General features: G+C 71.6%; 19 protein-coding genes. 6 read left to right on the forward strand and 13 right to left on the reverse strand.

Annotated elements, in window-relative coordinates; genetic code table 11:
* Positions 1–116 precede the first annotated feature (116 nt).
* Positions 117–1,265, reverse strand: a complete 1,149-nt coding sequence (locus ACZ597_RS04075; protein ID WP_471324590.1) for an adenosine deaminase — start codon at positions 1,263–1,265, stop codon at positions 117–119.
* A gap of 113 nt (positions 1,266–1,378) precedes the next feature.
* Between ACZ597_RS04075 and ACZ597_RS04080 the strand changes: the two genes are divergently transcribed.
* From ACZ597_RS04080 to ACZ597_RS04090, 3 genes are all read left to right on the forward strand, one after another.
* A complete protein-coding gene (locus tag ACZ597_RS04080) occupies positions 1,379–2,098 on the forward strand; it encodes an alpha/beta hydrolase (protein ID WP_471324593.1) in 720 nt (239 codons plus the stop codon).
* 64 nt (positions 2,099–2,162) lie between these two features.
* On the forward strand, positions 2,163–2,528 hold the full coding sequence (locus ACZ597_RS04085) for a cupin domain-containing protein (RefSeq protein WP_471324596.1): 366 nt from the start codon (positions 2,163–2,165) through the stop codon (positions 2,526–2,528).
* 217 nt (positions 2,529–2,745) lie between these two features.
* Positions 2,746–3,777, forward strand: coding sequence for a helix-turn-helix transcriptional regulator (locus tag ACZ597_RS04090; protein ID WP_471324599.1), 1,032 nt, complete (start codon positions 2,746–2,748; stop codon positions 3,775–3,777).
* 25 nt (positions 3,778–3,802) lie between these two features.
* Here ACZ597_RS04090 and ACZ597_RS04095 read toward each other — a convergent pair whose 3' ends face one another.
* Together ACZ597_RS04095 and ACZ597_RS04100 are read right to left on the reverse strand one after the other, a co-directional pair.
* Positions 3,803–4,600, reverse strand: coding sequence for a hypothetical protein (locus tag ACZ597_RS04095; RefSeq protein WP_471324602.1), 798 nt, complete (start codon positions 4,598–4,600; stop codon positions 3,803–3,805).
* Positions 4,601–4,728: 128 nt separating this feature from the next.
* A complete protein-coding gene (locus ACZ597_RS04100) occupies positions 4,729–5,667 on the reverse strand; it encodes a LysR family transcriptional regulator (RefSeq protein WP_471324605.1) in 939 nt (312 codons plus the stop codon).
* A 98-nt stretch (positions 5,668–5,765) separates the two neighbouring features.
* Here ACZ597_RS04100 and ACZ597_RS04105 point away from each other — a divergent pair, with 98 nt between their 5' ends.
* The 3 genes from ACZ597_RS04105 to ACZ597_RS04115 all read left to right on the forward strand — a co-directional run bounded on the left by ACZ597_RS04105 (position 5,766) and on the right by ACZ597_RS04115 (position 9,023).
* Complete coding sequence (locus ACZ597_RS04105) at positions 5,766–7,061, forward strand: MFS transporter (RefSeq protein ID WP_471324608.1); 1,296 nt, start codon at positions 5,766–5,768, stop codon at positions 7,059–7,061.
* Positions 7,062–7,234: 173 nt separating this feature from the next.
* The gene (locus tag ACZ597_RS04110; RefSeq protein WP_471324611.1) at positions 7,235–7,942 is read left to right on the forward strand and encodes a L,D-transpeptidase family protein; all 708 of its coding nucleotides are present in this window, start codon (positions 7,235–7,237) and stop codon (positions 7,940–7,942) included.
* A gap of 82 nt (positions 7,943–8,024) precedes the next feature.
* On the forward strand, positions 8,025–9,023 hold the full coding sequence (locus ACZ597_RS04115) for a sigma-70 family RNA polymerase sigma factor (protein ID WP_471324614.1): 999 nt from the start codon (positions 8,025–8,027) through the stop codon (positions 9,021–9,023).
* Here ACZ597_RS04115 and ACZ597_RS04120 read toward each other — a convergent pair.
* The 10 genes from ACZ597_RS04120 to ACZ597_RS04165 all read right to left on the reverse strand — a co-directional run bounded on the left by ACZ597_RS04120 (position 8,922) and on the right by ACZ597_RS04165 (position 20,373).
* Positions 8,922–9,248 (reverse strand): STAS domain-containing protein, encoded by a 327-nt coding sequence (locus tag ACZ597_RS04120; RefSeq protein WP_471324617.1) that lies wholly within the window; start codon positions 9,246–9,248, stop codon positions 8,922–8,924. The two genes, ACZ597_RS04115 and ACZ597_RS04120, sit on opposite strands and share 102 nt — an antisense overlap.
* 284 nt (positions 9,249–9,532) lie before the next feature.
* On the reverse strand, positions 9,533–10,810 hold the full coding sequence (locus ACZ597_RS04125) for a thymidine phosphorylase (RefSeq protein ID WP_471324620.1): 1,278 nt from the start codon (positions 10,808–10,810) through the stop codon (positions 9,533–9,535).
* 116 nt (positions 10,811–10,926) lie between these two features.
* The gene (locus ACZ597_RS04130) at positions 10,927–11,325 is read right to left on the reverse strand and encodes a cytidine deaminase (RefSeq protein ID WP_471324623.1); all 399 of its coding nucleotides are present in this window, start codon (positions 11,323–11,325) and stop codon (positions 10,927–10,929) included.
* Positions 11,322–12,584 (reverse strand): ABC transporter permease, encoded by a 1,263-nt coding sequence (locus ACZ597_RS04135; RefSeq protein WP_471324627.1) that lies wholly within the window; start codon positions 12,582–12,584, stop codon positions 11,322–11,324. The genes ACZ597_RS04130 and ACZ597_RS04135 overlap by 4 nt, the downstream gene beginning before the upstream one ends.
* A complete protein-coding gene (locus tag ACZ597_RS04140) occupies positions 12,581–13,696 on the reverse strand; it encodes an ABC transporter permease (RefSeq protein ID WP_471324630.1) in 1,116 nt (371 codons plus the stop codon). Before ACZ597_RS04140 ends, ACZ597_RS04135 begins: the two co-directional genes overlap by 4 nt.
* Positions 13,693–15,351 (reverse strand): ABC transporter ATP-binding protein, encoded by a 1,659-nt coding sequence (locus tag ACZ597_RS04145; protein ID WP_471325144.1) that lies wholly within the window; start codon positions 15,349–15,351, stop codon positions 13,693–13,695. The genes ACZ597_RS04140 and ACZ597_RS04145 overlap by 4 nt, the downstream gene beginning before the upstream one ends.
* A gap of 242 nt (positions 15,352–15,593) precedes the next feature.
* A complete protein-coding gene (locus ACZ597_RS04150; RefSeq protein ID WP_471324633.1) occupies positions 15,594–16,658 on the reverse strand; it encodes a BMP family lipoprotein in 1,065 nt (354 codons plus the stop codon).
* A gap of 218 nt (positions 16,659–16,876) precedes the next feature.
* Positions 16,877–18,133, reverse strand: coding sequence for an amidohydrolase (locus ACZ597_RS04155; RefSeq protein ID WP_471325146.1), 1,257 nt, complete (start codon positions 18,131–18,133; stop codon positions 16,877–16,879).
* A 137-nt stretch (positions 18,134–18,270) separates the two neighbouring features.
* Complete coding sequence (locus ACZ597_RS04160) at positions 18,271–19,413, reverse strand: hypothetical protein (RefSeq protein WP_471324636.1); 1,143 nt, start codon at positions 19,411–19,413, stop codon at positions 18,271–18,273.
* A gap of 39 nt (positions 19,414–19,452) precedes the next feature.
* The gene (locus tag ACZ597_RS04165; RefSeq protein ID WP_471325149.1) at positions 19,453–20,373 is read right to left on the reverse strand and encodes an N-acetylneuraminate synthase family protein; all 921 of its coding nucleotides are present in this window, start codon (positions 20,371–20,373) and stop codon (positions 19,453–19,455) included.
* Between the last annotated feature and the right edge of the window lie 95 nt (positions 20,374–20,468).

Consider the following 20,468-nt stretch of genomic DNA (forward strand, 5'->3'; position numbering starts at 1 on the left):
AACTGAGCGGCTCCGCAAACTAGCCACTTCAAACCCCGTCCCGCAAACATCCTTAAATACGAGAAAGCGTCCGGGAGTTGATTCTCCCGGACGCTTTCCGTGGGTCAGCCCGTGGCCTAGGCCGAGACAGTTCCGCTGGTGGAGGCGGTCTGCCGGAACAGCCATTCGGACTTGAGCTCCGCATAGCCCGGCTTGATCACGTCGTTGATCATCGCCAGTCGTTCATCGAAAGGAATGAACGCGGACTTCATCGCATTGACGGTGAACCACTGCATGTCGTCGAGCGAGTAGCCGAAGGTGTCGACCAGGTGCTCGAACTCGCGGCTCATGCTGGTGCCGCTCATCAGGCGGTTGTCGGTGTTGACCGTCAGCCGGAAGTGCAGCTTGCGCAGCAGGCCGATGGGGTGCTCGGCGTACGAGGCGGCCGCGGCGGTCTGCAGGTTGGAGGTCGGGCACATCTCCAGGGGGATGCGCTTGTCCCGGACGTACGAGGCCAGGCGGCCCAGGGTGACCGAGCCGTCCTCGGCGACCTCGATGTCGTCGATGATCTTCACGCCGTGACCGAGGCGGTCGGCGCCGCACCACTGCAAGGCCTGCCAGATCGACGGGAGGCCGAAGGCCTCGCCCGCGTGGATGGTGAAGTGGTTGTTCTCGCGCTTGAGGTATTCGAAGGCGTCGAGGTGGCGAGTGGGAGGGAACCCGGCCTCGGCGCCGGCGATGTCGAAGCCGACCACGCCGTTGTCGCGGTAGCGGTTGGCCAGCTCGGCGATCTCCAGCGCGCGGGCCGCGTGGCGCATGGCGGTCAGCAGGGCGCCGATGCGGATGCGGTGGCCGTTGGCCTTGGCGCGGCGCTCTCCCTCGCGGAAGCCGTCGTTCACGGCCTCGACGACCTCTTCGAGGGTCAGGCCCGCTTCGAGGTGCTGCTCGGGGGCGTAGCGGATCTCGGCGTACACGACGCCGTCCTCGGCCAGGTCCTCGGCGCATTCGGCGGCGACCCGGAAAAGGGACGCCTTCGTCTGCATGACGGCGCAGGTGTGCGCGAACGTCTCCAGGTAGCGCGGGAGGGATCCGGAGTCCGCGGCGTCACGGAACCAGACGCCCAGCTTGTCGGCGTCGGTCTCGGGCAGCTTGTCGTAGCCGACCTCTGCCGCCAGCTCGATGATGGTCCCGGGACGCAGTCCACCGTCGAGGTGGTCGTGCAGCAGCACCTTCGGGGAGCGGCGGATCTGGTCCGGGGTGGGCAGGTTGAGGGTCTCGCTCGTCATCCCGGCACTCTACTCCTACGCGCGTAGAGCAGCGCGTCGGCAGCAGGGGTCGATATGTAACAGAGACCGTACGGACGGGTGGCGTACACCTGTCAGTCTGAGACTGTTCCGCCATGGCACAGCATGCGCCGCCGGCGCGCGGGGCCCGCCTGGGGCGGGCGGCCGGCGCGAACGGCTCGGTCTCGACGGTCAGTGGTGTGGTGCTCCTGTTCCCCGGAGCGTCCAGATTCGCCCCCGGTCCGGTACGCCCGCTCGCGCGGGCGCTGGCCCGGGCGGGCGGGGCGCAGGGGCTGGTGGCGCACACCGTGGTGCACGGGGCCGGGCCCCGGGAGGAGGCCGCCGGGTGGGCGGCGGACGAGGCGGTCCGGCTGTACGGGGACGTCCCGTTGTGCCTGGCCGGCTTCGGCGCGGGCGGCCGGGCGGCGCTGCGCGCGGCGGGGCACGAGGCCGTCAACTCGGTGGTGGCGCTGGCCCCTTGCTTACCCGAGGGCGCGGACACGGGCTCCCCTGAACCGGTGAAACAGCTCGCGGGGCGGCAGGTGCTCATCGTGCACGGCACGAACGACGCGCGCAGCGACCCGGAGTCCTCGTTCCGGCTGGCGGCCCGGGCGAAGAAGGCGAATCGTTCTACTTGCCGGTTCGAGGTGCACTCGGACGGCCACGGGTTGCGGGAGCACCGCTCGGAAGTGGTGGCGCTGGCGGTGGACTTCGTACTCGGCGCGGTGTTCTCGGGCCGGTACTCGCGGCCGGTCGTGGACGCGCTGGCGGCGCCGCCGCCGCTGGGGCTGCGGATGCCGCTGGCCTCGGGGTTCGGCAAGTCGCTGCGGGGCTGAGCGGGCGTAGAGTGAGGAGTGGACTCGGGGTCGGCTCGGGGTGCTCTCCGGGAGGCGGTCCGCCATGGCCGGAATGGTACGCAGGAACTTCGACAGCGCGGACGAGACGCGGCCGTTCGCCGACGGCAAGGGCAGGCTGGACCTGATCCAGACGGCCGGCGGGGCGGTCGGGCGCGCGGTCTTCGAGCCGGGCTGGAAGTGGTCCGAGCACATCAAGCCGCTGGCGGGCACGGACAGCTGCCAGTCGGCGCACACGGGGTACGTGGCCGCCGGCCGGATGCAGGTCGTGATGGACGACGGCGAGGGCGCCGAGTACGGCCCGGGTGACTTCATGCAGATCGCCCCGGGGCACGACGCGTGGGTGCTCGGCGACGAGCAGTGCGTGGTGGTGGACTGGACGGGCTTCGACAACTACGCGAAGCCGGCCTGAGCACGCCTCGGCGGACTTCGCCACGGGCCGCGCCGGAACTCCGGGACCTGCCGCTCCGTCCCCTCTCGGTCGGATGGCCCCGGGCGGCGCGGCCGCGCGCCGTGGGTCCACTGTGCCTGTTCGGCATATGCCGGAAGCCGGGGTCCAGGCGTCGACTTGCCGCCTTGCGGGAACCTGAGGGGTTTACGAACCGGCACAGGCAGGGACGAATGTGCATATGCCAGCCGATGCCGAAGCCGAAGCCTCCGACGACCTGAGCCCCACGGCCCGGCGCCTGTACGCGTACGCCGTCGAGCGGCACGCCTTCACCGTCGCCGAGGCCACCACCGCCCTCGGGGCCCGCGCGGGGGCGGCCGTCACCGAGCTGGCCGCCGCGCACCTGCTCCAGCGGGTCCCCGACGGCGACGGCCCCGAGCGGTGGACCGCGGTCGCGCCCCGCGCGGCGGCGGCCCGGGCGCTGGCCCCGCTGGCGCTGCTCGTACGGGAGACCCACGACGAGATGGACCGGCTGCGCGGGCGGCTGGAGACGCTGGTGCCCGCGTACGAGGCGGGGGCCGCCCACCGGGACCTGAGCGGGTCGGGACGGCTGGAGCTGGTGACCGACCTCGGCGCGGTGCGCGGGATGATCACCGAGCTGGTGGCGGGGTGCGAACGGGAGCTGCTGACCTCGCAGCCGGGCGGGGGCCGGCCGCAGGAGACCCTGGAGGAGGCCGTCGGGCGGGACGAGTCGCTGCTGGCGCGCGGGGTCCGGATGCGGACGATCTACCAGCACACGGCGCGCTACTCCCGCCCGACGGCGGCGTACGTCGAGCGGGTCACGGCACTGGGGGCCCAGGTGCGGACCCTCGGCGACGGGCTGATGCGGATGCTGATCTTCGACGGGCACACCGGCCTCATGGCGGTGCCCGACCGGCAGGGGGCGGCGCTGGTGGTGCGGGAGCCGAGCGTCGTCCACTTCATGACGGCGGCCTTCGAACGCTCCTGGCTCGGCGCGCGCCCCTTCCCGACCACGGTGAGCCCGGAGGCGGCCAAGTCCCTCTCGGACGAACTGCGCCAGACGATCGTCCGGCTGCTGTCGGACGGGCTGGAGGACAAGGTGATCGCCCGCCGCCTCGGCATGTCGGAGCGGACCTGCCAGCGCCACATCGCCGAGATCATGCGCGCGGTCGGCGCCAAGTCCCGCTTCCAAGCCGGGTACTTGTTGTCCGCGGCGGCAGCGGCCCGCTGCCCGGACGAGGGCACCCCCTGAGGGGTGGCCCCGGCCCGGGGGTACGTCAGACGGTGGTGCAGCCCGGGAGGGGGGTCGTCGAGGAGCAGTTGTTCGGGGTGTTGGCGGTGATCGAGTTGCCGAGGAGGGTCAGGTTGCTGAAGTTGAAGATCCCGCCGCCCGACAGGGGGCCGCCCAGGGCGGTGTTCGCCGTGATCGTCGAGCCGACCACCCGCGCCTGCCCGACGACGATCATGCCGCCGCCCTGCTGGGTGGCGGTGTTGCCGCGCACCGTGCTCCAGAACACCGTCAGCACGCCGGGGCCGTTGATGATGCCGCCGCCGAGCTTGCTGGTGTTGTCGCGCACCGTGCTGCCGTTCAGCGTGGTGGTGCCGAGGCTGGCGATGCCTCCCCCCGCCTCGGTGGAGGTGTTGTTGCGTACGGTGCTGCTCTGCAGGGTCACCGTGGCGCCGTTGTTGAACAGCCCGCCGCCGTTGTCGACGCCCGCGCCGCCGGTGATGGTCAGTCCGGAGAGAACGACCCGGACCGTCGTCGGGCCGTTGACGGTGAGGGTCCGGCCCGCGTTGTTGCCGTTCAGCGTGGCGCCGGAGGAGCCGGTGAGGGTGAGGCTCTTGCCGATCGTGAAGTTGCCGGTGCAGGTGCCCCGGACCAGCAGGGTGTCCCCGGACGCCGCGTTGTCGATCGCGGTCTGGAGGTTCTGCGTCGGGCAGTTCACGACGCTGATGGCGGCCGAGGCCGGGGATGCGGCGGCCAGCGTGGCCGCGGCGGTCGTGAACGCCACGGCCAGGGCCGGTGCCGACCGGCGCCACCCGGACCGAAGCGTTCGTCGTCTGGGCATGGGCATGGCTGTCGCTCCTGTCCGTCGGTCCGCCGGACCTCCCGGCGCGGGACATCCGTGCCCGTGCCGGCGCCGGGGGCAACCCGAACACCGCACCGCTCCCACGAACGCACGACCGCGACCACCGGCCTGGCCTAGGCGGGCGGCTCCAGCTCCGGGATGAGGCGGCCGCGGCGGGAGAGGAGGAAGCGTTTGAACGCGGCCACCGGCGGGGTGTCCGGGTGGCCGTCCAGCCAGGCCACTCCGATCTCGCGGACCGCGCGCGGCGCCGTCACCGTCAGTTCGACCACGCCCGGCCGGGGGACGGGCGGCGGCGGGAGCAGGGCCACGCCCAGGCCCGCCGCGACCAGGCCGCGCAGCGTCTCGGCCTCCTCGCCCTCGAAGGCGACCCGGGGCGTGAAGCCGGCCTCCGCGCACAGGTCGTCGGTGATCCGGCGCAGGCCGTAGCCGGCCTCCAGGGTGACGAAGGTTTCCTCCGCGGCCTCGGCGAGGCGGATGCGCTTGCGGCCCGCGAGGCGGTGGTCGTCCGGGACCACCAGGCGCAGCCGCTGCTCGTCGAGGCGGCGGGCCACCAGGTCGGGGGCGTCCGGGACGGGCGAGGTCAGGCAGAGGTCGAGTTCCCCGGCGCGGAGCTTCTCCAGCATGGCCTCGCCGTAGTTCTGGACCAGGGCGAAGCGGACTCCCGGGTGGTCGGCGCGGAAGGCCCGGATCAGGGCGGGTACGGTCTCGGGCCCGAGGGTGTGCAGGAACCCGAACGCGACCTTGCCGAAGGACGGGTCGGCGTCCTGCTGGACGGATCCGGCGGCACGGGCGATCCCTTCGAGGGCCTGTTCGGCGGAGGCGAGGAAGGTGCGGCCCGCCGTGGTGAGGGCGACGGTGCGGCCCTTGCGGGCGAACAGCGAGACGCCCAGGTCCTGTTCGAGGCGGACCATCGCCCGCGACAGGGTGGACTGCGGGACGCCCAGCTCGTGGGCGGCGCGGGTGACGTGCTCGTGCCGGGCGACCGCCACGAACTGGGCGAGGCGGGGGGCCAGGCCTTGTGTCACGGCCATGTCTTCTTCGTAACGGTTCATTGATATCCGAAGCCCTGAGCTGTGGTGATGCGTGAGTGGATCGATTATCCGCGTTCTGTGCATTGGACGCATGAAAAAGGGGGGCCTACGGTCGACGTATGCCTCCCGTTCATACCGGGGCACCCGTCACCACGGGTGCCTCCACCCCGTCGTCCCCGCAGCCCGAGCCCCACTCCCCCGGCCGCCCCGGCTACCGCCGGATGAGCCTCGCGCTCTTCGCCGCCGGACTGGCGACCTTCGCCCTCCTCTACTCCACCCAGGCCCTGCTGCCCGCCGTCTCCTCCGGCTTCGGCGTGACGGCCGGTCAGGCCAGCTGGACGGTGTCCGCGGCCACCGGGGCGCTCGCCCTGTTCGTCCTGCCGCTCAGCGCGCTGTCCGAGCGGTTCGGCCGGACCCGGATGATGACCTGCTCGATGGTGGTCGCCGTCGGCATCGGCCTGCTGGTGCCGTTCGCGCCGAGCCTGGAGTGGCTGGTGGCGCTGCGCGCGGTGCAGGGCGCCGCGATCGCCGGGATCCCCGCCTCCGCGATGGCCTACCTGGCGGAGGAGGTCAAGCCGAAGGCGCTGGTCGGGGCGATCGGCCTGTTCGTGGCCGGCAACTCCATCGGCGGCATGAGCGGCCGCATCGTCACCGGGTGGGGTGCGCAGCTGTGGGGCTGGCGCGGCGGGCTGCTGGCCGTCGGCGTGATGGCGCTGGTCTGCGCGGTGGCCTTCCTGGTGCTGCTGCCCCGGGCGCGGTTCTTCCGGCCGGCGTCGCTGAACCCGCGCGCGGTGGGCCGTACCGTCGCCGGGCACCTGCGCGATCCGCTGCTGCTGCGGCTGTACGGGATCGGCGCGCTGTTCATGACCGTGTTCGGGGCCGTGTACACGGTCATCGGGTACCGGCTGGTGGAGGCGCCGTTCTCGCTGGGCCAGGGTGTCGTCGGGTCGATCTTCCTGGTGTACCTGGTGGGTACGGTCTCCTCGGCCGCGGCCGGGCAGCTGGTGGCCCGGGCGGGCCGGCGCGGGGCGCTGTACCTGGCGGTGACCACGACCGCGCTGGGGCTGCTGCTGTCGCTCGGGGACTCGTTGTGGCTGGTCCTGCCGGGGCTGGTGCTGATCACGGCCGGGTTCTTCGCGGGGCACGCGGTGGCGTCGGCGGCGGTGAGCCGGACGGCGAAGACGGGCCGGGCGCAGGCTTCCGCGCTGTACCAGTCCGCGTACTACCTCGGCTCCAGCGCGGGCGGCACCCTGGGCGCGCTGGCGTACCACGCCTCGGGGTGGGCGGCCACGGTCGGGATCGCGCTCCTCGCGGTGCTGGGCGTCGTCTCGATCACCCTGTACGGGTCCCACGCGGCCCGCGCCGAGCGGCGCCGGCTGCTCGCCCCGGGCGCCCGGGCCGCGGCGGCCCGCTGACCGCTGACCGCTGACCGCTGACCGCTGCCGACCGTCTAGGAACCGGTCCGCCGGCGGCCCTCGGCGGACCCGCTGCGGCCAACTCCGTTCAAGGTCTGTGCGGCGTGCGCAACTCGCTCTAGCTTGGGAGGCATTGGCGCCCCCACAGTGCGGGCGAGGCAGGGGAGGACCGGATGGCGGCGATACGCGTGCGCGCGCGGCGGCGGGCTGCGGTGGTGTTCGGCGGGGCTCTGGCGCTGGCGGCGCCCCTGGTGGTCGCGGGGGGCGGTACGGCTCAGGCCGCCGCCTGCAACGTGACCACCGGGCCCTATCAGCGGCAGGTCGAGCAGTTCCTCGGGCGGCCGGTGGACGGGGTGCAGTCGGCGGCCGACTGCACGGCGATCCAGTCCTTCCAGGCCACCCACGGGATCACCCCGACCATGGGGTACGCCGGCCCGCTGACCTGGCAGACGATGAGCACGATGCTGGCGCAGCGGGCGGCGGGCAAGAACCCGAACGCCGAGGGGAAGTGCCCCACCAACCTGGGGCGGATCGCGTGCGTCGACCTGACCCGCCAGCTCAGCTGGATCCAGGACGGGTCGGCGCTGAAGTACGGTCCGGTGCCGGTGCGCACCGGCAAGGCGGAGACGCCGACGCGGACCGGCCTGAAGAAGATCTACTACCGGTCCATCAACCACTGGTCGACGATCTACAACGTCTCCATGCCCTACTCGCAGTTCTTCGACGGGGGCATCGCCTTCCACTCGGTCACCAAGAGCATGTGGAACCCGCCGGGTTCGGGCGGCTGCGTGAACATGACGACGACCGACGCGAAGGCCTACTGGAACATGCTGGGCAACGGCGAGGACGTCTACGTGTACGGGCGCAAGCCCGGGACCTGACGTTCCCGCCCGCTCCGGCTGCCGTTGTCGGACCCCTCGGGTAGTTTCCGAAGGGACGGAAACCACTTGGGGGACGGCTGCCATGAGCGACCTTGCTACCTCGTCACCGGAACTCGACGCGGCGATGGACCGCTACCGCGTCGAGCTGACCGGCTACTGCTACCGGATGCTCGGCTCGTCCTTCGACGCCGAGGACGCGGTGCAGGACACGTACGTCCGCGCCTGGCGGGCCCACGAGAAGTTCGAGGGGCGCTCCTCGCTGCGGTCGTGGCTGTACCGGATCGCCACGAACGTGTGCCTGGACCTGCTGAAGGCGGGGAACAAGCGGGCCCGCCCGATGGACCTGTCCGCGCCGCAGCACCAGGCCTCGGCCGTGCTCAACGAGCGGCCCGAGGTGACCTGGCTGGAGCCGGTGCCGGACGGGCGGGTGCTGCCGCAGACCTCCGACCCGGCGGAGCTGGCGCTGGCGAAGGAGTCGGTCCGGCTGGCCTTCGTCGCGGCCCTCCAGCACCTGCCGGCGAAGCAGCGGGCCGTGCTGATCCTGCGGGAGGTGCTGGCCTGGAAGGCGGACGAGGTCGCGCAGCTCCTGGAGACGTCGGTGGCGTCGGTGAACAGCGCGCTCCAGCGGGCGCGGGCGACCCTCTCGGGGCAGGCGCTGCGGCCGAGCGAGCCGAAGGACCCGCTGGACGCGGAGCAGGCGAAGCTGCTGGAGCAGTACCTGTCGGCCTTCGAGACGTACGACATCTCGCGGCTCACCGAGCTGCTGCACGAGGACGCGGTGCTGTCGATGCCGCCGTTCGACCTGTGGCTGCGGGGGCCGGCGGACATCGCCGCGTGGCACCTGAACCAGGGCATCGGCTGCAAGGGCTCGCGGCTGGTCCCGACCACGGCGAACGGACTGCCGGCGTTCGGGCAGTACCGTCCGCGGGAGGACGGCCTGCCCGGGCACGTGCCGTGGGCGCTCCAGGTGCTGGAGGTGTCAGAGGGGCGGATCGTCGGGCTGAACGCCTTCCTGGACACCGCGCGGTGGTTCCCGCTGTTCGGGCTGCCCGAGGAGCTCTCTGAGGCCGACCAGGTGTAGCAGGGCCCTTAGCCGGGCGTCGGCGCCGGTGACGGTGAAGGGGGTGCCGTGGTGGCGGGCGGTGAGGGCCATGCGGGCGAGGGCGTCGACGGTGGCGAGGGTGGGCCTGCCGACGCGGCGGACGTCACAGGTCACCGGCCCGTCGCGGCAGGCCTCGCGGACGCGGGCGCAGAGGGTGGTTACGTCCGGCTGGGGGCCCTCCAGGGCCAGGGTTCTGATCTCCACGGGTGAATGACCGTCCGCTGCCGCGGAACTCATCGGTGGCGGGCCCTGCGGTGCCGCTGCGCGGGGGGGGCGAGCTCCCCCACCCGCCCTTCGCCCGTTCCCTGGGGGCTCCGCCCCCCCCAGACCCTCCCCCAGCTACCGCTGGGAGGTGCACCCAGCGCCCCGAACGCCGGCGGGGCTGGAGTGCGCGCAGCGCACCTCCCGCCCCGCCGGCGTTCGGGGCGGGAACGGTGGGGAGGGGCAGGCTCCGCGCAGCGGTGTTGTGCCCCTCCTCCGGCCAGGGGTCAGGCGATGCGGTCCAGGACGATCGGCTTCGCCGAGAACGCGGTGCCCGCCGGGGCGATGTCGTGGCAGCCCTCCAGGGAGGCCAGGGCGTACTCGAACTTCTCCGGGGTGTCCGTGTGCAGGGTCATCAGCGGCTGGCCCGCGGTGACCGTGTCGCCCGGCTTCGCGTGCAGCTCGATGCCCGCGCCCGCCTGGACCGGGTCCTCCTTGCGGGCGCGGCCCGCGCCCAGGCGCCAGGCGCCGACGCCGACCGCGTACGCGTCGAGGCGGGTCAGGACGCCCGAGGCGGAGGCGGTGACCACGTGCTGCTCGCGGGCGACCGGCAGGGCCGCGTCCGGGTCGCCGCCCTGGGCGGAGATCATCCGGCGCCACACGTCCATGGCGGAGCCGTCGGCGAGGGCCTTCGCCGGGTCGGCGTCCTTGATGCCGGCGGCCGTCAGCATCTCCTGCGCGAGGGCGATGGTCAGCTCGACCACGTCGGCCGGGCCGCCGCCGGCGAGGACCTCGACGGACTCGCGGACCTCCAGCGCGTTGCCGGCGGTCAGGCCCAGCGGGGTGGACATGTCGGTGAGCAGGGCGACGGTCTTGACGCCGGAGTCGGTGCCGAGGCCGACCATGGTGCGGGCCAGCTCGCGGGCGTCCTCGATGTTCTTCATGAAGGCGCCGGATCCGACCTTCACGTCGAGGACGAGGGAGCCGGTGCCCTCGGCGATCTTCTTCGACATGATCGAGGAGGCGATCAGCGGGATGGCCTCGACGGTGCCCGTGACGTCACGCAGGGCGTAGAGCTTCTTGTCCGCCGGGGCCAGCCCGTCGCCGGCGGCGCAGATGACGGCGCCGGTGGTGTCGAGGACGTTCAGCATCTCCTCGTTGGAGAGGAGGGCGCGCCAGCCGGGGATGGACTCCAGCTTGTCGAGGGTGCCGCCGGTGTGGCCGAGGCCTCGGCCGGACAGCTGCGGCACGGCCGCGCCGCAGGCGGCGACGAGCGGGGCGAGCGGGAGGGTGATCTTGTCGCCGACGCCGCCCGTGGAGTGCTTGTCGGCGGTGGGGCGGGAGAGGGAGTCGAAGTTCATCCGCTCGCCGGAGGCGATCATCGCGGCGGTCCAGCGGGCGATCTCGGCACGGTTCATGCCGTTCAGCAGGATGGCCATCGCGAGCGCCGACATCTGCTCGTCGGCGACGATCCCGCGGGTGTAGGCGTCGATGACCCAGTCGATCTGCTCGGGGCTCAGCTCACCGCGGTCCCGCTTGGTCCGGATGACGGAGATGACGTCCATGAGGTGACTTCCTTCTACGCGCATAGAGATGAGGGAGGGAGGTTCAAGGAGTGTTCGAGGAGGGGGCGAGAGCGGCGACGGCCCTCCGCCCGGCAGGGCGGAGGGCCGTCGTACGGCTATCTCAGGTGGTCGGGCCCGAAGGCCTGCGGCAGCATCTCGCTCAGCGGCAGGATCCCGTCCGGTGTCTCCACCAGGAGCTCCGGGCCGCCGAACTCGTAGAGCAGCTGGCGGCAGCGTCCGCACGGTACGAGGATCGCGCCCTTGCCGTCCACGCAGGTGAAGTGCGTGAGCCGGCCGCCGCCGGTGGCCTGGAGGGAGGAGACCAGGCCGCACTCGGCGCACAGGCCGAGTCCGTAGCTCGCGTTCTCGACGTTGCAGCCGGTGACGACGCGGCCGTCGTCGACCCGGGCCGCGACCCCGACCGGGAAGCCCGAGTAGGGGGCGTACGCCCGGGTCATCGCGTCCCGGGCGGCCGTCCGCAGGGCTTCCCAGTCCACCGCCGGGGCCGGGGTCACTTGCCCTGGCCCTTGCGGTACGGCATGCCGTCCGCCTTCGGCATCCGCAGGCGCTGCGCCGACAGGGCGAGCACGAGCAGCGTCGTGACGTACGGGGCGGCGTCCACGAACTGGCTGGGCACCTGGTCGGTGGCCGCGTACCAGGCGAAGAGCCCGGCGGCGCAGACCGCGGCGATGCCGGCCTGGAGGTACTTCTTCTTGTACAGCTGCCAGCCGACGGCGAGCACCAGCAGGATGGCGATCAGCAGCAGCATCGCGTGGACGTTCTCGGCGCCGCCGCGCAGCTTGAGGCTGTCGGTGAAGCCGAAGAGGCCCGCGCCCAGCGCCATGCCGCCCGGCATCCAGTTGCCGAAGATCATCGCGGCGAGACCGATGTAGCCGCGGCCGCCGGTCTGGCCCTCCTGGTAGATGCCGGTGGAGACGATCGCGAGGAACGCGCCGCCGAGGCCGGCCAGGCCGCCGGAGACGATCACGGCGATGTACTTGTACTTGTAGACGTTGACGCCGAGGGACTCCGCCGCGACCGGGTTCTCACCGCAGGAGCGCAGGCGCAGGCCGAAGGCGGTGCGCCAGAGCACCCACCAGGTGGCGGGGATCAGCAGCACGGCGACGATGGTCAGCAGCGACAGGTTGGTGACCAGGCCGCCGAGGACGCCGGCGATGTCCGACACGAGGAACCAGTGCTTGGCCTGGAGGCTTTCCAGTCCGCTGGAGAGTCCCGGGATGGTGATCTCGGTGATGGGCTCGATGCGCGGGGACTGCTTGGAGGAGCCGCCCTCGGCCTTGTCGAAGGTGAAGTTCGACAGGTACTGGGTGAAGCCCGTCGCCAGGATGGTGACCGCCACACCGGAGACGATGTGGTTGACGTTGAAGGTGACGGTGATGATCGCGTGCAGCAGGCCGCCGATGGCGCCGCCGACGATGCCCATCAGGACGCCGGTCCAGGGGCCCCACTGGTAGCCGGCCCAGGCGCCGAACCAGGTGCCGAGGATCATCATGCCTTCGAGGCCGATGTTGACCACGCCGGCCCGCTCGGCCCAGAGGCCGCCGAGGCCCGCGAGGCCGATCGGCACGGCGAGCTGGAGGGCGCCGGAGACCTGGCCGACGGAGGTCAGGTCGTTCGCGCCGGAGATGACCCGGACCAGCGAGACCAGCGCGAGGCCGCCCGCGATGATCAGCAGGATCCAGGGCAGGGTGAGCTTGCGTCGGCCGCCCGGCTTGGGCGCGGCTTTCGTCGTGGAAACGGTGCTGGCGCTCACGCCGCGACCTCCTTCTCGGTCTTGATGGCGTGGCCGGCTGCCAGCTCCTCGCCGACCTTCTGCTGCTGGCGGCGGATGCCGTAGCGGCGGACGAGCTCGTAGCTGACGACCACGGCGACCACGATCAGGCCCTTCATGATCGTGCCGATTTCCTTGGCGTAGCCGGCCGTGTCGAGGCCGGCGGACGCCTTGTCGATGAAGGCGATCAGCAGCGCGGCGAAGAAGATGCCGACCGGGTTGTTGCGGCCGAGCAGCGCGATGGTGATGCCGGTGAAGCCGATGCCCGCCGGGAAGGACAGGTTGTACGTGTGGGACTCGCCCAGCAGCAGCGGCATGCTGACCAGACCGGCGACGGCGCCCGAGATGAGCATCGAGGTCATGATCATCTTCTTGGCGTCCACGCCGGAGGCCTGGGCGGCGGACTCGCTGGCGCCGGTGGCGCGCAGGTCGAAGCCGAACCGGGTGCGGTTGAGCACGAACCAGTAGACGATGCCCAGGGCGAAGGCGATGAAGGTGAAGCCGTAGATCTCCATCCCGTCACCGATCTCGACGCCCGGGAACCAGCCCGACTCCGGGATGTCGCCGGTGGTCAGGTCGTTGGAGCCGACGGGCTGCACGCCGAGGTTCTTCGGCAGGATCAGCCAGGCGATCAGCGAGGTCGCGATGGCGTTGAGCATGATCGTCGAGACGACCTCGCTCACGCCGCGCTTGGCCTTGAGGACACCCGCGATGCCGGACCAGAAGGCGCCGACGAGCATGGCGACGAGCACGATCACCAGGATGTGCAGCGGGCCGGGCAGCGTGACCGCCGCGCCGACCAGGGCGCTGACCATCGCCGCGAGGCGGTACTGGCCGTCCACACCGATGTTGAAGAGGTTCATCCGGAAGCCGATGGCGACGGCCAGGGCTGCCAGGTAGTACGTGCCGGCCTGGTTCACGATGAGGACCTGGACGTCCTCGTAGCCGGACTGTTCGATCATGATGCGCAGCGGCTCGATCGGGTCGACGCCCGACGCGGCCAGCACGATCATGCTGAGTACGAAGGCGCTGACCAGTGCCAGCGCGGGTCCGGCGAAGCCGAGAAGCAGCCGGTCCTTGTCGAATTTCTTCATCGGGCCTCGTCCTCCGTCGTGTCGCCGTCGACCTCGGCGGAGTGGTCGTCAGTGGCTTCCAGGTGCCCGGTGGCGGCGCCGGTCATGGCGGTGCCGAGCTCCTCGGGGGTGATCGTCGCCGGGTCGGCGTCCGCGACCAGGCGGCCGCGGTAGATGACGCGCAGCGTGTCGGACAGGCCGATCAGCTCGTCCAGGTCGGCGGAGATCAGCAGCACGGCGAGGCCCTCGCGGCGGGCTTCGCGGATCGCGTCCCAGATCTGCGCCTGCGCGCCGACGTCCACACCGCGCGTGGGGTGGGCGGCGATGAGGAACTTCGGGTTGTGGCTCATCTCGCGGCCGACGATCAGCTTCTGCTGGTTGCCGCCGGAGAGCGAGGCCGCGGTGACGTCGATGCCGGGCGTGCGGACGTCGTACTCGCGCACGATCCGCTCGGTGTCCTTGCGGGCGGCCTTCGGGTCGAGGATGCCGCGCTTGGAGTTGGGCGCCTCGGTGACGTGGCCGAGGATGCGGTTCTCCCAGAGCGGGGACTCCAGCAGCAGGCCGTGGCGGTGGCGGTCCTCGGGGATGTAGCCGATGCCGCCCTCGCGGCGCTTGCGCACCGCCATCTTGGTGATGTCGGTACCGTCGAGCGTGATGACGCCCGCGTCGGGGCTGACCATGCCCATGAGGGCCTCGATCAGCTCCGTCTGGCCGTTGCCCTCGACACCGGCGATGCCGAGGACCTCGCCCTTGTGGATCGTGAAGGTGATCCCGTCGAGCAGCAGGCGGCCGGCCACGGCGGGCTCGCGCAGGTCGGTGTCGGAGTCGCCGAGGGCGCTCGTGGAGGTCTCGGGGGTGACGACGGCACCCGCGTCGGCGACGGTCAGGCCGTCGACCTCCAGCATGGGCGTCGTGGTGACCGTGGACTCGCGGGTCTCCGGCGAGGGCAGCTCGCTGCCGACCATCAGCTCGGCGAGCTGCTTGGTCGTCGCCGTCTTCGGGTCGGCGGTGCCGACCGTGGTGCCGCGGCGGATGACGGTGATGTCGTCGGCGACCTTCAGGATCTCGCCCAGCTTGTGGGAGATGAAGATGACCGTGAGGCCCTCGGCCTTGAGCTCGCGCAGGTTGTCGAAGAGCGCGTCCACTTCCTGCGGCACGAGCACGGCGGTCGGCTCGTCGAGGATGAGGGTCTTGGCACCGCGGTAGAGGACCTTGAGGATCTCCACGCGCTGGCGGTCGGCGACACCGAGGTCCTCGATCAGGGCATCGGGGCGCACGCCGAGGCCGTACGCGTCCGAGATCTCCTTGATCTTCTTGCGGGCCTTGGAGCCGATGCCGTAGAGCTTCTCGCCGCCGAGGACGACGTTCTCCAGGACGGTGAGGTTGTCGGCGAGCATGAAGTGCTGGTGCACCATGCCGATGCCGCGGGCGATGGCCTCACCGGGGTTGTTGAAGGAGACCTGCTCCCCGTCGATGGCGATGGTGCCCTCGTCCGGCTTCTGCATGCCGTAGAGGATCTTCATCAGGGTCGACTTGCCGGCACCGTTCTCGCCGATGAGGGCGTGGACCGTGCCCTTGCGGACGGAGATGGCGATGTCCTTGTTGGCGACGACGCCGGGGAAACGCTTGGTGATGCCGTGCAGTTCTACGGCGAGAGGGGGGCTGGACGCGTTGATGACGCACTCTCCTTGGCGCGGAAGGAGCTGGAAAAGCCAAGTGGCTCGGCAGGAGGACAGGGCGGGGAGAGAAGGTATCGCGTCCACGATGCCTCTACGCGCGTAGCACTGTCGGAAGTGAAAACTTGCGGCCAACTGGCCACAAGTGGTCACGGACTAGGGGCGAAGACGCGGTTCGGGGTCCGGAGCGGTTGAGACCGCTTCCCGGACCCCGGAGACCGCGTCGAGTGTCAGACAGGCCGTTACGGCGTGGTCTTGACGGTGATCTTCTTCGCGATGATGTCGGCCTTCGCCTTGTCCACCGCGGCGATCAGGTCGGCCATGTTCTTGTACTCGGGGTTGGAGTCGGCCAGGCCGACGCCGTCCTTGTCCAGGCCGTAGCGGACCTCACCGGACTCCGGCTTGCCGTCCTTGACCGACTTGATCAGGTTGTAGACCGCGTCGGACACGTCCTTGGTGACCGAGGTCAGGATCTTGTCCTTGTACTTCGACAGACCGGCCTGGTTGTACTGGTCGGAGTCGACACCGATGGCCCACTTGCCGGAGGTCGCGGCGGCCTCGATGGCGCCCGAGCCGGCGAGGCCGGCGGCGGCGTAGATCACGTCGGCGCCACCGTCGATCTGACCCTTGGCGGCGGCCTTACCCAGGTCGGGCTTGGCGAAGCCACCGAAGTCCGGCGGCTGGGAGAGGTACTTGGTCAGTACCTTGGCGTTGGGGTTGGTGTCCTTGACGCCCTGCGCGAAGCCCGCCTCGAACTTCTTGATCAGCGGAACCTCGACACCGCCGATGAAGCCGACCGTGCCGCTCTTCGACGCCTTGGCGGCGGCGACGCCGGCCAGGTAGGAGCCCTGCTCCTCGTTGAAGACCAGGTTGGCGATGTTCTTCTCGGTCACCGAGGTGTCGTCGATGATGCCGAACGTGGTGTTCGGGAACTTCGCCGCGACCTTCTTGATGGCCGGCGCGTAGGCGAAGCCGACGCCGATGACCGGGTTGTTGCCCTTGCGCGCCAGCTCGGTGAGGCGCTGGACCTTGTCGGCCTCGCTCTCGCCCTCGGTGGGCTCCGCCTCGGCGGGCTTGATCTTCAGGTCCTTCGTGGCCTTCTCCAGGCCCGCGTAGGCGGCGTCGTTGAACGACTGGTCACCACGACCGCCGATGTCGTACGCGATGGCCGCACCCGCGGCCGAGGACGACGCGCTGCCGTCGGAAGAGGGGCTGTCCGAGGACTTCTTTCCGCCACAGGCGGTGGCCGAGAGGGCCAGCGCCGCGGACGCGATGCCCACGGTGGCGATCCTGGTGATCCGGCGCAAGGGGAGGCTCCTTCAAAACCTGACCGAAGCGCCACGACCGGCGCTGGTTTCGCGGCGATCGTAACGCGCGTAGATGTCAGTTAAAGGCCCGTTCATGAGTCGTTATCGGATCGTCGCGAACCGGACAGTGACCGATCGGTAACGGGACAGTCGTCCAGCCCTTGTGTACCAAGGGCTGGACGTCGCCGACGGGCGACCCGCCGGTGTTGTATGGAGCTTTACCCGATCTTTGATGTGACGGCGCCGTTGCGGCGGCCGTCGAGCAGGGCGGCCGCCGTGAAGAACTCGACGCCGTAGCCGATCGAGGACTCGTCGACGTCGAAGTCGCCCCGGTGCAGGTCCCGCTTGGCGGTGTCGCCCGGGCGGCGGACGCCGAGGCGGGCCATGGCGCCGGGGACGTGCTCCAGGTACCAGGAGAAATCCTCGCCGCCGAGGCTCTGCTCGGTGTCCTCCACCGACTCGGGGCCGCGCCGGGCGCCCATGGCCTCCCGGAGCAGTTCGGTGACCACCGGGTCGTTGACCACGGGCGGCACGCCGCGCACGTGGTTGATCTCGAACTTGGCCCCGTGCATCGTGGCGACCTCGTCGATGGCCGCGTGGATCATGTCCGGCGCCTCGTACCAGGCGTTCAGGTCGAGGCAGCGGACCGTGCCGGAGAGCTCGGCGTGCATCGGGACGACGTTGCAGGCGTGCCCGGACTCGATCCGGCCCCAGGTGACGGACATGCCCGAGCGGGCGTCCATCCGGCGGGCCAGCAGGGCCGGCACGTCGACGGCGACCCGCGCGGCGGCCGTCACCATGTCGGTGGTCAGGTGCGGGCGGGCGGTGTGGCCGCCCGGGCCGGCGAGGGTGACCTCCAGGCGGTCGCAGGCCGAGGTGATGGGGCCGGGCCGCAGGCCGATCATGCCCGCGTCGACCCGGGGGTCGCAGTGCACCGCGATGATCTTGCCGACGCCGTCCAGCACCCCGGACTCGATGGCCTCGGTCGCCCCGCCGGGCAGTACCTCCTCGGCCGGCTGGAAGAGCAGCCGCACCGGCCGGGGCAGCAGGCCCTGCCGGTCGAGCTCGGCGAGCACCAGGCCGGCGCCGAGGACCACGGTGGTGTGGACGTCGTGTCCGCAGGCGTGGGCGCGGTCCGGGTAGGTGGAGCGGTACGAGACGTGCGTCTTGGCGTCGGGGATGGGAAGGGCGTCGATGTCCGCGCGCAGGGCCAGCATCGGCCGTCCCCCGTCCCAGGTGCCGACGTCGCAGATGAGCCCGGTGCCGGACTTCAGGACGCGTGGTCGCAGGCCGGCTTTCTCCAGCCGGGCCTTGATCGCCGCGGTGGTACGGAACTCCTGGTGTCCTAGCTCGGGGTGCATGTGCAAGTCCCGGCGGAAGGCGATCAGTTCGGCACGGAGCCGGTCCGGCAGCTTGCCGGGCAGCTCGGGCCGGACAGGCTTGCCGGGCAGGGCGGTCTGGGGCTCGCGGGACATCAACTGGTTCACCCGTTGAAGGGTAGGCGCACGGATGGGTCAACTGTCCGGAGATCACCAAAAGTTCATGCCCTTAGGGGAAAGAAAAGCGACCTCTGGACGCATGACCGGTTGCGGCCGGGGGTAAACTCGCGCGCTCATCCGGCGGCGGGGGCACTCCGTGCGGGGAGTCTGCGCACATCACGAGCGGTGTCGGTGACGCCCGCGAGGAAGCCGCGGGCCCTGGGCGAGGCTCCGGGGGCGAGCCAGGCGGGGTCGATACCGCATACCGCCACCGTCACGCCAGTGCCGGTGAGCGCGTACGGCAGCGTGTGGACGACCGTGGACGGAAAGCTGACGATCGTACGTCCCACCGGTCCCCGACGGGCGATCAGCTCCAGTGGCAGGTCCGGCCGTACGATCTCCAGCCCGGTCGCCCCGCTCAGCGCGCGCAGCTTCTCCGGGGTCTCCCGGCGGTGCGCGAAGTACCGGGTCACGCCGTGCTCCCGGGTCAGGGCGCACACGGCCTCCAGGTAGCGGGCCGGGTCGACGACGCCGGTCTCCACGAGGGAGGTGCCGACGAGGTCGGTGCCCTTGGTCAGGCGGGGCGGGCCGAAGCGGGCGCGGGTCCAGGCGAAGTCGTTGACCCGCAGCTCGGTCCCGGGCAGCGGGGTGACCGGCATCGAGGTGAACAGCTCCACGCGGCGCCCCTCCCCCGGCCGCAGCCGGCGCCGGGCCGTGCCGGACACCGGCGCGTACGCCAGTTCGCGCATCCGGGACAGGGCGCCGCCGCCGGTGCGGTGCCAGCGGCGCAGCCGCTCGCCCCGGCCGAGCTGCGCGACGAACTCCATGGTGGCGGTGCCGTCGTCGACGACGACGATCTCGGTGGCGGCCGCGGCCGGGGTCAGCAGCAGCTGGACGAAGCGGGAGAAGGGGTCGCCGACCACGATCCGCTCGACGCGGCGCACGGCCGGGCCGAGGGCGGCCAGGGCCCGCAGGGGCGCGCCGGAGCCGCCCCGGGCCTCCTGCCAGTGGACGGCGTACCCCTCGTCGCGGGCGATCCCGGCGACCCGGCGCAGCTGTCCCCGGGACATGGGGTCGGTGGGCGGCAGGACGACGATCCGCAGCCGGTCGGCGACGGTGCGCGGGTCGGGCCGGCGGCGCTCGGCGAGGGGGCCGGGCTGGGCCGGGACGGCGGTCAGCAGGGGCTCGCGCCCGCGCCGGGTGTGTGCCCACTCCAGCACGTTGAGGAGCTGGACCGGGCTCTCCACGAGGGCCAGGGTGGGGGCGGAAGGGTTCACCACGTACTCCGCTCGGGGGTGGAGGGGGCTGCGGCCGGGTCAGACCGTTGCCGGGGCGGGGAGGGTGCCCTGGACTCGGCGGAGCTTCTTCATGGGGCCGAGCTCGGAGGCGTAGACGCGCTTCACGCCGTCGCCGAGGGCGGTCTCGATGGTGCGGATGTCGCGGACCAGGCGGGCCAGGCCCCCCGGCTCGACGGAGGCGGCCTGGTCGGAGCCCCACATGGCGCGGTCGAGGGTGATGTGCCGCTCGACGAAGGTGGCGCCGAGGGCGACGGCGGCCAGGGTGGTCTGGAGGCCCGTCTCGTGGCCGGAGTAGCCGATCGGGACGTTGGGGTACTCCTCCTGGAGCGTGTTGATGACGCGCAGGTTGAGCTCCTCGGCCTTCGCCGGGTACGTCGAAGTGGCGTGGCAGAGGAGGATGTTGTCGCTGCCGAGCACCTCGACGGCGTGCCGGATCTGCTTGGGGGTGGACATGCCGGTGGAGAGGACGACGGTGCGGCCGGTGGCGCGCAGGGCGCGCAGCAGCTCGTCGTCGGTGAGGCAGGCGGAGGCCACCTTGTGGGCGGGGAGGTCGAACTTCTCCAGGAAGGCGACGGCCTCGGTGTCCCAGGGGGAGGCGAACCAGGCGATGCCGCGGCGGGCGCAGTGCTCGTCGATGGCGAGGTAGTCGGCCTCGCCGAACTCGACGCGGTGGCGGTAGTCGATGTAGGTCATGCGGCCCCAGGGGGTGTCGCGTTCGACGTCCCACTGGTCGCGGGGGGTGCAGATCTCGGGGGTGCGCTTCTGGAACTTGACGGCGTCGCATCCGGCTTCGGCGGCGGCGTCGATGAGGGCGAAGGCGGTGCCGAGGTCGCCGTTGTGGTTGATGCCGATCTCGCCGACGACGTAGACGGGCCGGCCCGGGCCGGCGACGCGCGGGCCGAAGGTGCGGAGGCGGGGTTCGGTGGTGGCGACCGTCATGGCGGGTGGTGTCCTTCGCTCGGTGCGTGGGGTGTGGGGCGGGGCGGTGTGCGGGGTGTCGAACAGGGGCGCGAGGAGGCGCGCCCGGGCGAGGT

The sequence above is a fragment of the Streptomyces sp. NPDC040718 genome (assembly GCF_055593565.1).